General features: G+C 71.3%; 12 protein-coding genes. 7 read left to right on the top strand and 5 right to left on the bottom strand.

What is annotated here, in order from left to right; genetic code table 11:
- Positions 1 to 8: 8 nt before the first annotated feature.
- A complete protein-coding gene (locus QEZ54_RS29545) occupies positions 9 to 809 on the bottom strand; it encodes a UbiA family prenyltransferase (protein ID WP_281308011.1) in 801 nt (266 codons plus the stop codon).
- Between the two features lie 38 nt (positions 810 to 847).
- Between QEZ54_RS29545 and QEZ54_RS29550 the strand changes: the two genes are divergently transcribed.
- Positions 848 to 1,723, top strand: coding sequence for a DUF6023 family protein (locus QEZ54_RS29550; protein ID WP_281308012.1), 876 nt, complete (start codon positions 848 to 850; stop codon positions 1,721 to 1,723).
- Positions 1,724 to 1,727: 4 nt separating this feature from the next.
- Here the strand turns inward: QEZ54_RS29550 and QEZ54_RS29555 are convergent, their stop codons facing one another.
- Entirely contained in the window at positions 1,728 to 2,117 is a 390-nt protein-coding gene (locus QEZ54_RS29555; protein ID WP_281308013.1) for a hypothetical protein, read from the bottom strand.
- Positions 2,118 to 2,415: 298 nt separating this feature from the next.
- On the opposite strand from QEZ54_RS29555, the gene QEZ54_RS29560 reads away from it, so the two are divergent.
- From QEZ54_RS29560 to QEZ54_RS29585, 6 genes are all read left to right on the top strand, one after another.
- The gene (locus QEZ54_RS29560; protein ID WP_120317389.1) at positions 2,416 to 2,901 is read left to right on the top strand and encodes a CarD family transcriptional regulator; all 486 of its coding nucleotides are present in this window, start codon (positions 2,416 to 2,418) and stop codon (positions 2,899 to 2,901) included.
- 14 nt (positions 2,902 to 2,915) lie between these two features.
- Positions 2,916 to 3,611 carry a 2-C-methyl-D-erythritol 4-phosphate cytidylyltransferase gene (ispD, locus tag QEZ54_RS29565; protein ID WP_281308014.1) on the top strand — a complete coding sequence of 232 codons (696 nt, stop codon included), beginning with the start codon at positions 2,916 to 2,918 and terminating at the stop codon, positions 3,609 to 3,611.
- Positions 3,612 to 3,912: 301 nt separating this feature from the next.
- On the top strand, positions 3,913 to 4,377 hold the full coding sequence (gene ispF / locus QEZ54_RS29570; protein WP_281308015.1) for a 2-C-methyl-D-erythritol 2,4-cyclodiphosphate synthase: 465 nt from the start codon (positions 3,913 to 3,915) through the stop codon (positions 4,375 to 4,377).
- A 409-nt stretch (positions 4,378 to 4,786) separates the two neighbouring features.
- On the top strand, positions 4,787 to 7,363 hold the full coding sequence (locus QEZ54_RS29575) for a malectin domain-containing carbohydrate-binding protein (RefSeq protein ID WP_281308016.1): 2,577 nt from the start codon (positions 4,787 to 4,789) through the stop codon (positions 7,361 to 7,363).
- Positions 7,364 to 7,604: 241 nt separating this feature from the next.
- On the top strand, positions 7,605 to 8,924 hold the full coding sequence (locus QEZ54_RS29580) for a hypothetical protein (protein ID WP_281308017.1): 1,320 nt from the start codon (positions 7,605 to 7,607) through the stop codon (positions 8,922 to 8,924).
- A gap of 265 nt (positions 8,925 to 9,189) precedes the next feature.
- Positions 9,190 to 10,731: a DNRLRE domain-containing protein gene (locus QEZ54_RS29585; RefSeq protein WP_281308018.1), complete on the top strand. Its 1,542-nt coding sequence runs from the start codon at positions 9,190 to 9,192 to the stop codon at positions 10,729 to 10,731.
- Positions 10,732 to 10,792: 61 nt separating this feature from the next.
- Here QEZ54_RS29585 and QEZ54_RS29590 read toward each other — a convergent pair whose 3' ends face one another.
- The 3 genes from QEZ54_RS29590 to QEZ54_RS29600 are packed head-to-tail and all read right to left on the bottom strand — an operon-like array spanning position 10,793 to position 13,718.
- Positions 10,793 to 11,704 carry a glycosyltransferase family 2 protein gene (locus tag QEZ54_RS29590; protein ID WP_281308019.1) on the bottom strand — a complete coding sequence of 304 codons (912 nt, stop codon included), beginning with the start codon at positions 11,702 to 11,704 and terminating at the stop codon, positions 10,793 to 10,795.
- Complete coding sequence (locus QEZ54_RS29595) at positions 11,701 to 13,251, bottom strand: glycosyltransferase (RefSeq protein WP_281308020.1); 1,551 nt, start codon at positions 13,249 to 13,251, stop codon at positions 11,701 to 11,703. The genes QEZ54_RS29590 and QEZ54_RS29595 overlap by 4 nt, the downstream gene beginning before the upstream one ends.
- On the bottom strand, positions 13,248 to 13,718 hold the full coding sequence (locus QEZ54_RS29600; RefSeq protein WP_281308021.1) for a UDP-N-acetylglucosamine--LPS N-acetylglucosamine transferase: 471 nt from the start codon (positions 13,716 to 13,718) through the stop codon (positions 13,248 to 13,250). The genes QEZ54_RS29595 and QEZ54_RS29600 overlap by 4 nt, the downstream gene beginning before the upstream one ends.
- Positions 13,719 to 14,099 lie beyond the last annotated feature (381 nt).

The raw sequence follows: 14,099 nt of genomic DNA on the forward strand, positions 1-14,099 counted from the left end.
GCCGCTGTTCACAGCACCCCCGCGACGACCAGCACCAGCACGTCCACCAGGGCGAGGCCGAGCAGCGCGCGGAAGGCGGTGCGCGGGTCGGCGTACCGGCCGAGGGGAATCATCGCGACGGCCGTGACCGACACCACCAGCGCGGCCCACAGCGGCGGCCGGGCTCCGGCGATCAGGACGGCCATCGCGGCGATCAGCAGCACGGTCGCCAGCAGCAGACTGCGCCGCGCGCCGAGGCGCTGCGGCAGGCCGCGCACCCCCGTGGCCGCGTCGTCGGCCAGGTCGGGCACCGCGTTGAGCAGGTGCGCGGCGCCGGTGAGCAGCGCCGCCGCCAGCAGCAGCCAGCCGGGCGCGGGCGGCGATCCGGGCCGGGCCGCCCCGATGAAGGCGATCAGGGCCGCGAACGAGACCAGGTACGGCACGATCGAGGCCGGGGTGCCCTTGAGCGGCCAGTTGTACAGCTGGGCCGAGACCAGGGCGAGCAGGAACCAGCCCGACGCGGGCCAACCCCAGGCCAGGGCGGCGGCGACGGTCGCGGCCGTGGCCAGCACGGCCGCGATCGCGACGGTACGGCGCCCGCCGGGCTCCGCCGCCAGCGGCTTGTCGGCCCGCCCCACGGCCAGGTCCCGCCCGGCGTCGATGGCGTCGTTGGCCCAGCCCACGGCGAGCTGGCTCAGCCCGACCGTGCCCGCGACCAGGGCGGCCCCGCGCAGCGAGTGGCCCATCCCGAGCGCCAGCAGCCCGCTCACGGCGGTGACGGCGAGGGCGGGCAGCGGATGGCAGGCGCGCAGCAGCCGCAGCGGTGACATCTGGCCAGTGTGGCGCGTCGTCGGTAATCTCGCCGCACATGGACCCCCGTCGCGTACCGACCGCCGCCTATGTCCTGCTGACGGCGGCCCTGCTGGCGGCCGGGGGCCTCTGGTGGCACCGCGCCGCCCCGGGCCCGCTGCCGCCGCGCCGGGCGGACGTCCCCGTGCCGGCCGAGCCGCCGATGACGCCCCAGATGCGCGACGCGCTGCAGACGCTGCCGGCGCTGCTCGACCAGGGCCAGGAGACCGCCGAGGTGGTCGCGGTGCTCGACCCGGTGGTCGTCGCGGCTCAGCGCGAGCCGGAGCAGCGCTCGGCCGACCTGCCCGCCGGGGCGTACGAGCTGCGCCTGACCTGCGTCGCACCCGGCGGGACGCTGCGTCTGGCCCTGCTCGGGCAGTCGAGCGCCGACCTGCCGGACCAGACCCTGCCCTGCGCCACCGACGTCGGCTGGCAGCAGCGCAGCCTGATCGTCCCGGCCGGCTTCGGCCTGGCCACGGTGACCACGATGCTGGAGGACGCCGACTCCGCGGTGGTCGCCTGGCGGATCATCGCGCACACCCCGAAGGTGCCCCGGGAGGCATGGGCGGACCGGCTGCGGTCGCTGCTGCCGGACGGCTCGGGCCGGCGGACGGCCGACTTCGCGCTGACCGCCGGGCGCTCCCGGCAGCAGCGCTTCGACCTGCCGGCGGGGCGCTACAGCCTGCGTACGGTCTGCGCCGGGGACACGGCGGTGCGGGTGACCGTCACCGGGGAGGTGGCGCAGTCGATGGACATGTTCTGCGACGCCGACGGCCTGTACCTGCTGGACCTGGTGGGCGGGAAGACCGGCGGCGACGTCGTCTTCGAGGCGCTGGGAGGTTCCGGGTCGGCCTATGTGCGGGCCGTCGTGGGGGAGCCGATCCCGACGTATTGACGCGTCAGCTGGGCGGGACCGTCCCCGGAGTGGTGGCGGCGGGGGCGGAGACACCCGGCGCGGGCGAGCCCGGCAGGGGCTGCTGTGGCGCCGGGCGGGTCAGGCCGGGCCAGGCGATCAGCAGCAGGCTGAGCAGCGTGATCACGACCGCTATGGACAGCACGATCAGCGGCAGTGCCAGCGAGGTGGCGTCCGGGTCGTCGATGCGTTCGGGCAGGTGCAGCCGCTTGCGCCAGCGGGCGCGTCGGGCGGCCCGTCGCCGGGCCCGCGCTTCCCGCCTGAGTTCCGTGCGTACCTTGGCGGCCTCTTCGGCCAGCTCAGCGGGATCATCCGGAATGACGACCTCGCCCCACTCGGGCGGCAGGTCGGGCAGTCCGTTCCCCAGCGTGCCCATCGCCGGCTCCTCCGCGTGTATCACCGCGTCCCTCTACTGTCGCGCGTCCGAACCGATCACGCCAGTGGCAACATCGAAGGGAGATCGAGTCTCGTTGACGAGACGGACAACGGACACCAGTCGCACCAATGAGTGGATAAGCGGTCACTGAGCGTAGTGCACCGAAGTCCCGGCCGCTGTGTCAAGCAGAAGAAATACGGCTCACAACGGGGGTGAGCTGCGCTAACTGTGCAAGACGGGCTGGGACTGCACGGCACGTCCGTGTTACCCTAGACACAGCGAAAGGGGTTTCGTACCTATGGATTTCAGTGTCGGCGAGACCGTTGTCTACCCCCACCACGGGGCCGCACTCATCGAGGCTATCGAGACCCGCACCATCAAGGGCGAGGAAAAGCTGTACCTCGTCCTTCGGGTTGCTCAGGGTGACCTGACGGTGCGGGTGCCCGCCGAGAACGCCGAGATCGTCGGCGTGCGAGAGGTGGTTGGCGAAGAGGGCCTGTCCAAGGTTTTCGACGTCCTCCGCGCCCCGCACACCGAGGAGCCGACCAACTGGTCGCGGCGTTACAAGGCGAATCTCGAGAAGCTCGCCTCGGGTAACCCGCTCAAGGTGGCTGAGGTGGTGCGTGACCTCTGGCGCCGCGAGCGGGAGCGCGGTCTGTCTGCGGGGGAGAAGCGGATGCTCGCCAAGGCCCGGGACATCCTTGTCGGCGAGGTCGCGCTCGCTGAGAAGAGCACGAAGGACGGGGCCGAGGTTCTCCTCGACAAGGTGCTCGCCGAGGCGTGACCGTTCCATCGACAATGTCCTCACACATCGAAGACCGCGACGTCCCGCAGCATCGGGACGTCGCGGTTCTCGTTCCTGCGGCCGGCCAGGGTCTGCGCCTGGGCGGCGGTGTCCCCAAGGCGCTGCGTGAGCTGGCCGGGCAGCCGCTGCTGGTGCACGCCTGCGCGCGGCTGGCGCAGGCTCCGTCGGTCGCGCTGATCGTCGTGGCCGCCCCGGCCGACCAGGTCGACGCGGTCCGCGAGCTGCTGCCGGACGCCACGGTGGTGCCCGGCGGGGCCACCCGCCAGCAGTCGGTCGCCAACGCCCTGGCGGCGGTGCCCGCCGGGATCGACATCGTGCTGGTGCACGACGCCGCCCGTGCCCTCACCCCGCCCGAGCTGGTGGAGTCCGTGGCCGCCGCAGTGCGCGCGGGCCACGACGCGGTCATCCCCGTGCTGCCGGTGGTCGACACGGTCAAGCGGGTCGACGCCACCGGCGCCGTGCTGGAGACGGTCGACCGGGCCGCGCTGCGAGTGGTGCAGACCCCGCAGGGCTTCCGCCGCGGCGTGCTGGCCAAGGCCCACGCTGAGGCCGCCTCGGAGCACACCGACGACGCGGGCATGGTCGAACGGCTGGGCCTGCCTGTCTACTGCGTGCCCGGCTCCGACCATGCCCTCAAGATCACCCGCCCGCTGGACCTGGCCATCGCGGCCGCGCTCCTCTCCCTCTGACGCCGTCCTCACTCTGCGCCGCCCCGCCGTCCCACCCTCACCCTCACCCTCGCGCGTCGTCCGCGCGGCGTTCGGGCCGCGTCCGTGCGTGCGCCAGGCCGCATCCGGGCCGACGGAAGCGACAGTTTCGGGGAAACTGCGCGAATCTTGAGCCGCATTCCTGCACTTTCCCCGAAACTGCACGACCGCGGCGCCCGCGCGGCCGGGACGAACCGGGCGGCCGGGGTCAGGCGAGGTGCGGCGGCGGGTGTTCTAGGGTGCGGGGGTGCCGGTTTCGGCATCGGGAGCTGGGGGACGGGCAGTGAGAGTCGGTATCGGTACGGACGTGCACGCCTTCGACCCCGAGCGCCCCTGCTGGGTCGCGGGCCTGCACTGGCCGGACGTGCCTGGCCTGGCCGGCCACTCCGACGCCGACGTGGCCGCCCACGCCGCCTGCGACGCGCTGTTCAGCGCGGCGGGCCTGGGCGACCTGGGCGCGAACTTCGGCACCGACCGGCCGGAGTGGTCCGGCGCGGCGGGGGTGGTGCTGCTCGCCGAGGCGGCCCGCCGGGTACGCGCGGCGGGCTTCGCCGTCGGGAACATCTCGATCCAGGTGATCGGCGTGGCCCCCAAGATCGGCAAGCGGCGGGACGAGGCGCAGCGGGTGCTCTCCGAGGCCGCCGGCGCGCCGGTGACCGTCTCCGGCACCACCACCGACGGCCTCGGCCTGACCGGGCGGGGCGAGGGGCTGGCGGCCGTCGCGGTCGCGCTGGTGCAAGCGGTCTGATAACTTCTGCAAGAACTCTCGCCTTTATCGGCAAGTCGGCGTGTACATCATTCCGAATTGGACGGTGTAATGGCGTTCGGCAGTTCGCCGACACACCTATCGAGAAGCGTCCGCGACCGGTTCTGTCGCCATGTTGATAACGGCGTAGCCGGTTCCGCCGCTGGTCGACGGCGGGCCGCTGACCTCGGCCGACGGGCGGTTCGCGTCGGGCGGGCGTTCATATGGCGAGGTGAGCCGTGCCGGTCTGTGCGGCTCGGCCGAACAGACACTTTGCCTGCTCGCCTCTTGCCTGGGGCACCCGGCTCACGGAAGCTTCAGGTTTAGTGTTTCGCCCCGACGCGTGTCGTCGCGTATGGGCAATGGTTGGCCCACGCCGACCCCTTCTCTATGTGCTGGGTGGGAGAAAACTGTGCGAAGGCTTACTCGCACCTCGGTGGCAGGGCTGTCGGCCCTTGCCATCACACTGCTTGGCATCGGGCCAGCGCAGGCGGTTCAGCCGGTTTACACCAGCCTGCCGACCGCTGTCCCGTCGACCGCCACGCCGAACATCAACGACGGCCTGGTCAACTCCATCGTGAAGGTGGGCAACAAGGTCATCGTCGGTGGCACGTTCACCGGCGTGACCAACCAGGGCGCCTCGGGAACCAGCTACGCGCAGGCGCGCCTGTTCTCGTTCGACGCCGCCACGGGTCTGGTCGACCCCGCGTTCGCCCCGGTCATCAACGACGAGGTCATGCAGGTCATGCCTGGTCCGGTCGCGAACACGGTGCTCGTCGCGGGCCGGTTCACCGCCGTCAACAACACCACCGGCGGCGGCTACGCCAAGCTGGTGCTGCTCAACACCAGTGACGGCTCGCTGGTCACCACGTTCAAGGCCCCGGCCTTCAACGGCGCCGTGAACACGGTTAAGCAGTTCGGCAACCGGCTGCTGGTCGGCGGCTTCTTCACCACGGTGACCACGAACGGCACGGTCGTCACCCGCAACGGTCTGGCGACGGTGGACGCGACGACGGGCGCGTTCGACCCGTACATGAACATCCCGCTGGTGGGGCACCACAACTACAACGGCACCGGGACGAGCTCCTCGGTCGGCGCGACCGACCTGGACATCACGCCCGACGGCACCCGCGCCGTGGTCATCGGCAACTTCAAGACGGCCAACGGCGGCGACTACGACCAGGTCGTCCAGATCAATCTGGGTGCGGCCGCCCCCACGATCGCGTGGTGGCACACCAACCGCTTCGACGACGTGTGCAAGCGCACGGCGTTCGACAAGTGGGTGCGCGACGTCGACTTCTCGCCGGACGGCAGCTACTTCGTCGTGGTCACCACCGGTTCGCCGTTCGGCGTGACCTCGCTGTGCGACAGCGCGTCGCGCTGGGAGACCTACCCGAACGCCAGCTTCCTCCAGCCGACCTGGGTCGACTGGACCGGTGGCGACACGCTGCTGTCGGTGGCCGTGACGGGTACGTCGGTCTACGTCGGCGGGCACCAGCGCTGGCTGAACAACAGCGACGGTACCGACAAGGCGGCGCAGGGTGCGGTGGCCCGTCCGGGCCTGGCCGCGCTCGAGCCGGCGAGCGGCCTGCCGCAGGCGTGGAACCCGGGTCGCCACCCGCGCGGCTACGGCGCCACGGCGCTGTACGCGTCGGACACCGGCCTGTACGTCGGCTCGGACACCGAGTGGATCGGCCCGTTCGAGTACGAGCGCAAGCGGATCGCGTACTTCCCGCTCGCGGGTGGCTACACGCCGCAGGCCGACACGGTGGGCGACCTGCCGACCGACGTGTTCTTCCCGAACAACACCGTCAGCATCCCGGCGAACGAGGTGCTGTACCGCGTCAACGCGGGCGGTCCCGAGGTCGCCGCGACCGACGGCGGTCTGCCGTGGACCATCGACACCGCGGTGTCGCCGAGTCCGTACCACAACACGGGCAGCACGCCGAACACGGTCGCGTCGAACACGATCACGCTGGACGGGTCGGTGGCGGCGAGCACGCCGCTGGCGGTCTTCAACGACCAGCGGTACGACGCCGCGGCCGCTCCCGAGATGAGCTGGTCCTTCCCGGTCGCGACCGGGACGCAGGTGGAGGTGCGCCTCTCCTTCGTCGCCCGTGACTGGGCCTACCACGACCCGGGCGCCCGGGTGTTCGACATCAGCATCGACGGCGTGCTGAAGGCCGACGACTACGACACGGTGGCCCAGGTGGGCTACAAGGTCGGGCACACGCTGACCTTCCCGGTCACCAGTGACGGCACGGTCAACATCGACTTCGGGCACGTGGCCCTGAACCCGGGCATCGAAGCGATCGAGATCGTCCGCACCAGCGGCGGTACGGGCAGCGGCGTGGCGAAGCGGTCGTACGACGGCACCACCGCCGGTGCGCTGACCCCGGTCGGCGGCGCCGACGGCACCGTGTGGGCGAACGTCCGCGGCGCCTTCCTGGTGGGCAACAAGCTGTTCTACGGCATGTCGAACGGCACCATGTACGTCCGCAGCTTCGACGGCACCACCTTCGGTCCGGCCGCGGTGCTCAACCCGCACTCGGACCCGCGGTGGGACTCGATCCACGTGGACGAGAAGGACGCGACCAGCGTGACCTACGCCGGCGTGAAGACCGCTCTCTACACGGAGCTGCCGAACGTGCGCAGCATGTTCTACAGCGGCGGGAAGCTCTTCTACACCATCGCCGGGCAGAACAAGCTGTTCTGGCGCTGGTTCAGCCCGGACAGCGGCATCGCCGGCTCGCAGCGCTTCGAGATCGCGGGCAGCGGTACGGCCACGTCGCTGGAGTACCTGGCTGACACCTCCGGAGTGCTGTTCCTCTCCGGCGGGAACCTGTACTGGTCGCGCGGCGGCACCGACGGCCGCCTGATCAAGCGGGCGTTCAACGGCACCGCGTTCAGCGGCACCGCGGTCGCGGTCAGCGGCCCGTCGCTGGGCGGCGTCGACTGGCGTTCGCCGGGCGCGTTCATCCGCGGCTGACGCAGCACCGTACGCAGTAACCGGACCGGCCACCTTCTGGTGGCCGGTCCGGCACGTTTCGGGGCCCGACCGGTCCGGCGGAGACGGTCCGTCCGGCCGACTTCCGATACCCGATGTCGCTTCTGATCCGATTTGGTACGTCGATTCGCGCCGTGAATCCCGTTTCAGGGCAATAGTTACGGCTGTCCACAAGTCGGTTCGGCGACAGCCTTAACATCTGTGAACTGGCAGCATCCGAGCCATGTCCGGATTCTCACTGGTACGCCCCAGGAGCCGGCGACGCGTCGTGCTCGCCGCGCTCACCTCGGCGGCGACGCTGGTCGCGGTCGCCCTGGGCGCCTCCGCCTCGGCCGTGTCGGCGCAACACACCAGGCTGGTCGGGCAGGACCCGGTCAACTGGACGCCGCACGCCCTCGACGGCACGGCGTACAAGGTGCTCGCCATCGGCAACCGCGTCTACGTCGGCGGCACCTTCACGCGGGTGCGGCCGTACAACTCGAACACCGCGACGGCCCAGCCGCGCCTGTTCGCGTTCAACGCCGCCACCGGCGCGCTCGACACCGCGTTCCGGCCGGTCGTCGACGGCGCGGTGCGGGCGCTGGTCGCGGCGCCGGACGGGCAGTCGCTCTACCTGGCCGGGGACTTCACCAACGTCAACGGCGTGCGCTCGCGCGGCGTCGAGCGGATCAACGCGGCCACCGGGGCGTCCTGGGCGGGCTTCACCGTGCCCGACATCGCGGGCGGCGTCGACGACATGAAGCTGTCGGGCAACCGCCTCGTCATCGGCGGCCGGTTCCAGACCGTCGGCGGGGCCACCCGGCGGGCCCTGGCCGCGCTGAACGCCACCACCGGCGCCCGGGACGACTTCCTCAACGTGAACGTCGACGTCGCCCGGGTCACCACCACCGGAGTCACCTCGGCGATCAAGGTGACCGGTCTGGACATCACGCCCGACGGCACCCGGCTGGTCGTCATCGGCAACTTCAGCCGGGTCGCGGGGCAGCTGCGCGAGCAGATCGCTGTGGTCAACCTCACCGGCACGGCCGCGACGCTGTCGCCGTGGGCCACCGTCCGCTACCGCGAGCAGTGCCTGGCCACGTTCCCCACGTACATGCGCGGGGTGGACATCTCCGCTGACGGCAGCTGGTTCGCCGTGGTGACCAGCGGCGGCGGGCGCACCGGTGCGCTGTGCGACACCGCGGCCCGGTGGGACTTCGGCACCGCGACCTCGGGCAAGCAGCCGACCTGGGTGAACTACACCGGCCGGGACACGCTGCTGTCGGTCTCGGTCGCCGGGGCGGCCGTGTACGTCGGCGGCCACCAGCGCTGGCTCGACAATCCGCAGGGGCACAACGACGCCGGGCCGGGCGCGGTGCCCGCCGAGGGCGTCGGCGCGATCAACCCGGTGACCGGCAAGGCGCTGGCGTGGAACCCGGGCAAGGACCGCGGCGTGGGCACGGAGGACATCTACGCCACGGCGGCCGGGCTGTGGATAGCCAGTGACACCGATACAGTTCATGGCGAGTTCCATGGAAGGATAGCTTTCTTCCCATTGCCGTGAACCTGGTCGGAGTCGCGATTCTGATCAACGATCACGAATGTGATCGGCATGCGGCGGTGCACTGTGCGGCGCGCTGCGGGTGATCACCCGCGGTGGCGCCGCACAAGGCTGCCGTGCACCATCCCTCGAAAGCGGTCGCGTGCCGCTGGAACTGCTCGGAGTCTCAACAGTGACCTATACAGACCGGACCCGACGTCGCATACCCCCGCCGCGAGACTTACGCCGGCCGCCGAGACGCCCGGCCGCGGGCCTGTTCCGCGGCCGGATGCTCGTGGCGGCAATCGCGGCCACCGTCGCCGGTGCGGCCCTCATCGGCACCGCGGTGGTGCTGGCCGGTGGGGACGAACCGCCCGCGACGACGACGCTGAAGATCAAAGTCAGTGAGGACACCTACGTCGTACGGGAGCAGCCCGACAGCGCCTTCGGCGCCGAGGACAAGCTGGTCGCCGTCTCCAAGCCCGACTACTACGCCGTGACCTACCTCAAGTTCGACGTGCCCATCCCGACCGGTTACCGCGTCGCCGCGATGTCGCTGCTGGTGCAGGCGCAGGAGAAGCCGCCGGGCCACGTCAAGGCCCGCTCGGTGCTGTCCAGCGACTGGACCCAGAAGGAGCTCGCCTACGCGCACCGGCCCGGCCTGGGCGACGTGCTGAACGACACCCCGACCGTGTCGGACTCGAACCTGATCACGTTCAACGTCGACAACGCGATCCAGCCGTTCACGCAGCCGGTCCCGACCTCCAGCCAGTACTCCTTCGCCGTCACCAACGCCAGCGACAGCAAGCCGCTCACCCTGTACGCCGGCGAGCACGGCGAGGGGCGGGCGGTGCTGGAGGTGACCTACATCGAGGCCAGTGCGACCGACCGGGAGATGCGCGAGGCGGTCCAGGGGCGGCAGAGCCCCGACCCGAGCCGCAAGCCCTCCGGCACGCCGTCGCCCGGGGCGTCCCCGTCCGGCACGCCGGAGCCGGGCGCCAGCCCGTCCACCGGGACCGGTCCGCCGCCCAACCTGCCGACCGGCTCCACGCTGTGCGGCGCCTCCTTCTACCAGGAGAACGGCGAGTCGTACACGCAGGCGCTGGCGCGCGAGGACGGCTACTTCGGCGGGATGGAGGCGGCGCGGGTGTTCTACCCGGGCGCGCCGGCCAACTGGCCCGGCAGCGCGGGCAACGCCAAGCGGACCGTGATCGTGTCGTTCAAGTACAACCCGAAGGAGATCCTGAACGGCTCGCGCGACTCGTACCTGCGCGGCTGGTTCGCCGGCGCGCCCCGCGACCGCGACGTGTACTGGGTCTACTACCACGAGCCCGAGGACAACATCGAGTCCGGCGTCTTCACCGCGGCCGACTACCGGGCCGCCTGGCGGCGCCTGGCCGGGCTGGCCGACTCGGCGGGCAACCCGAAGCTGCACGCCACCCTGGTGCTGATGGACTGGACCCTGATGTCGCAGTCGGGCCGCAAGTGGCGCGACTTCTACCCGGGCGCCGACGTCATCGACGTGCTCGGCTGGGACGTCTACAACTGGGACAAGAAGAAGTACACCAGCGCCGACGACCTGGTCGGACGGGTGCAGGCGATCTCCGAGGGCGAGAAGAAGCCCTGGGGCATCGCCGAGATGGGCAGCGCCCGGATCTCCACCGACACGTCCGGCAGCGGGCGGGCGAGCTGGCTGACCGCGATGGCGAGCAAGGCGATCACGGGCAGGGCCCTGTGGATCACGTACTTCGACATCAACTGGTCGACGGCCGACTTCCGCCTGCGGGACGCGGCCTCACAGCGAGCCTGGCGCGACTTCTGCGACCGGTGAGCTGAGGAAAGGGGGCGGGGCCGGAGGGATCACCCTCCGGCCCCGCTCTCTTTCGCCAGGTTCAGATGCCGCGGCCGCGCTTGTGCAGCTTGCGCAGCACCGAGTCGGCCGAGACGAGGCGGGTGGCCACGGCCAGCGCCAGGTACGAGCGCGCCTCGCGCGGGCTGTGCCGGATCGTCTTGCGTACCCACCGGATGGCGTCCTTGCGGTGCCCGCCCGCGGCCTGGGCGAAGGCGATCTGCCCGGTGATCCGGGCGTGCCCGCGCGGCGCGGTGTCGAACTCCGGGTACCGCTCCAGCAGCCACTGCAGCGCCTCGGCGATGGTGGCCCAGCGCGCGGTGAAGTACGACTGCTTGTGCCAGCGCACCCGCACGCCCACGCCAGGCGTGTTGGCGATCGGCGCCCGCCGCGCCGCGCGCAGCAGCAGCTCGTAGTCCTCGGCGTAGCTGCCCGGGATGTTCTCGTCGACCAGGCCGATCCCGTTCACCAGGGCGTCGCGGCGGAACAGGAAGCCCGACGGGTGCAGCTCGGTCAGCCGGTCGCGCAGCAGGTCCGGCAGCGTGATGCTGTCCTTGCCCAGGGTGCGCTCGACGTCGCGGCCGTCGTAGTCGATGACCACACCGGCGCAGCACAGCTCCGACTCCGGCCGGGCGTCCAGCAGCGCCACCTGCGCGGCCAGCTTGCCGGGCAGCCACTCGTCGTCGTCGTCGCAGAACGCGACGAACTCGCCCGTGGCCGCATCGATGCCGGTGTTGCGGCCGCCGGCCAGGCCCTGGGTGCGCGTGTTGGTGATGACCCGGACCTGGCGGTGCGCGTCGTCGCGGCGCAGCGAGAGGTCGGGCTCGCTCTGGTCGAAGACCACGATCACCTCGACCTGGCCGGGGTACTCCTGCCCGAGGATGGCGTCGAGCGCCTTGGCCAGCAGTTCGGGCCGGTTGCGGGTGGGCACCACCACCGAGACCTTCGCGGTCACTTCTTTCTCCAGTCCAGGTAGCCGTAGCGGGCGCGGAGCGGCCACGTGATCAGGCTGAGCACGCGGCGCTTGCGGGCGGCGAGCTTGGCCCGCCAGGCGGCGTCGAGCCGCAGCGTCAGGGCGCCCGTGGTGAAGCGCATCGGGTTGCCGGCGACGGTGTGCGTCGCGGCCAGCTGCGCCGTGGGCAGGCCCTCGGCGGTGGCGGCCGGGCGGTCCAGCATGTCCATCTTCCCGGTCGGCAGGTCGCTGAAGCCGCGGATGCGGCGCAGGCCGTCGGCGGGGGCGGCCACGAAGTCCTCGTACCGCATCCGCAGGACCGGCGTGCCGACCCAGTCGAGCAGGTGGAACAGCGCGTTGTGGACCAGCCAGTGCAGGCCCGAGCTGACCGTCGAGTACGTCGGCATGTACACCTCGGCGTCGACGATCTCCGGCCGCAGCACCTCGCGGCTCCACGAGTACGCCACCGCGCGCCCGTCGCGCACCAGGTGCAGCACCCGGAAGTCGATGCCGCGGGCGTGCCGCAGCGCGAAGGCCAGCGAGGCGTGCTTGCTGGAGTCGACCACCACCGAGGACCCGGACACCTCGGCCACCGCCTGGTACAGCTTGCGGTGCAGCTCGCCGTAGGTGCGCAGGTCCCGCTTGCGGCGGTTGGCCCAGAACGGCAGCGCCAGCCGCGGCACGAACCGCATCCGGTCGACGCGGTGCTTGAGCGCCAGCACGTGCTCGACGTCCAGGGTGTCCCAGCCGCCGTAGGCGACCTTGCCGACCTGGCCCCAGAAGTCGCAGTCGCGGAACCGCACGCCGCAGCCGCAGCGCTCGTTGTCGCGCAGCGCCCGCTCCCAGGTGTGGGTCACCTCGCCGACCGCGCACACGTCGGGCGCCTGGCCCAGCAGCCGGTCGGTCAGCGTGGAGCCGCTGCGCCCCCAGCCGCCGATGAACAGCACCCGCACCTCTTCGTCGGCGTGCCGGCGCCTGGCCGAGGCCAGGGTGTCGATGAGGTCGCCCACGCGGCGCACCGCAGCGGCGGACTCGGCGCTCGCCTCGGCGGTGTCCAGCCGCAGCGCCTCCGGCTCGACCAGCGCGGCGTCGAGCACCGCGCGCAGCGACTCCTCGGTGCGGCACAGCCGCACCATGCCCGCCTCGCCCATGTGCGCGGCGAAGCGCTGCTGGTGGTCGTCGACGTGCTCGCCCAGGGTGGGGTCGCGGGGGACCACGACCGGGATGTGCCCGGCGCGGCGGGCCTCGGTGATGGTGGCCGGGCCGCCGTGGCAGACCACCATGGCCGCCTCGCGCAGCCGTACGCCGAGGGTGGCGTGGTCGAAGAAGGCGGACGAGCCGGGCAGGTCACGCGGAGCGGATGAACCGTACTGCATCACGCACGGCACCCCGTTCTCCTCGGCCCACCGCGCGGTCCAGTCCAGCAGGCGGTCGAACGGGTGCACGTCGGTGCCCACCACGACGAGCAGGGGCGCGCGTCCGGTCTGGGGGGATTCGGGGTTTCGCTGCGCGGGAACGACCAGTTCGCGCTGGGTCTCGGCGGCGGTCACAGCAGCGGCCCCACCAGCGTCGCTCCTTTGTAGAGGGACAGCTGCTGGCTGAACTGCACCAGCATGCGCGTGGTGAACGGGCGGCACAGCCGCGCGGTCAGCGTCCGGGTCTCCAGCCGGTCGTACACCTCGATGTACACGGTCGGGATCCGGCGCAGCTTGGCCAGCACGAAGAAGGGCAGCGCGACCCCGGCGCCGGTCGTGACGACCGCGTCGGGCCGGGTGCGCCGCATCACGCCGAAGGCCAGGAAGAAGTTGCGCACCAGGTTCGGAATGTTGCGAGTCGTCGGATAGTGGGCGTAGACGACATTCTCCTCGGCGAGCAGGCTGTGCGCGTCGGGGGTGGGGAAGGTGACCCAGGTGCGGGCTCGGTCGGTCCACCACGGCTGCAACGCGTACAGCTGCGCGAGGTGGCCACCGGACGACCCCACCAGCAGTACGTGGCGGGCGTGTTTATGTTCGGCCATCCCAGTTTCCTCTCAGAGACGACCGCAGCTTAACGGCACCATTTAACATTTCGCCTCGGTGTACTGTCGGTACACCGACATCGAACACCCTGTTGCCAGTACGTATTTCGGGCACACGGGCACGACCTGCGGTTTAACCGGCGGGCGATCCGTTCGGATGAGGGCGGAATGGGCCGTGTTCCACGACACGGCGACGTCCAATAACTCCGGTCTGAACAGAAGTGGCCGTTTGGCTGACCGGGTGATGCAAGCCGGTGACTAGCGTGAAACCCTGTCTACCTAGGATGACCGCCTGCGTGTGGCCACTCTCCGGTGAGGTCCAGGGGCGCAGCAGCCCAGGGCCGGACCAGCCGAGTGCCGACCGAGCCGAGTGTCAACAGG

The organism is Catellatospora sp. KI3, assembly GCF_029948125.1.
Taxonomy (GTDB): domain Bacteria; phylum Actinomycetota; class Actinomycetes; order Mycobacteriales; family Micromonosporaceae; genus Catellatospora.

Coding starts and splice junctions, on each gene's coding strand:
- QEZ54_RS29545 (WP_281308011.1), bottom strand. CDS start 809: ATGTCACCGCTGCGGCTGCTGCGCGCCTGCCATCCGCTGCCCGCCCTC.
- QEZ54_RS29550 (WP_281308012.1), top strand. CDS start 848: ATGGACCCCCGTCGCGTACCGACCGCCGCCTATGTCCTGCTGACGGCG.
- QEZ54_RS29555 (WP_281308013.1), bottom strand. CDS start 2,117: ATGGGCACGCTGGGGAACGGACTGCCCGACCTGCCGCCCGAGTGGGGC.
- QEZ54_RS29560 (WP_120317389.1), top strand. CDS start 2,416: ATGGATTTCAGTGTCGGCGAGACCGTTGTCTACCCCCACCACGGGGCC.
- ispD (WP_281308014.1), top strand. CDS start 2,916: ATGTCCTCACACATCGAAGACCGCGACGTCCCGCAGCATCGGGACGTC.
- QEZ54_RS29580 (WP_281308017.1), top strand. CDS start 7,605: ATGTCCGGATTCTCACTGGTACGCCCCAGGAGCCGGCGACGCGTCGTG.
- QEZ54_RS29585 (WP_281308018.1), top strand. CDS start 9,190: ATGCTCGTGGCGGCAATCGCGGCCACCGTCGCCGGTGCGGCCCTCATC.
- QEZ54_RS29600 (WP_281308021.1), bottom strand. CDS start 13,718: ATGGCCGAACATAAACACGCCCGCCACGTACTGCTGGTGGGGTCGTCC.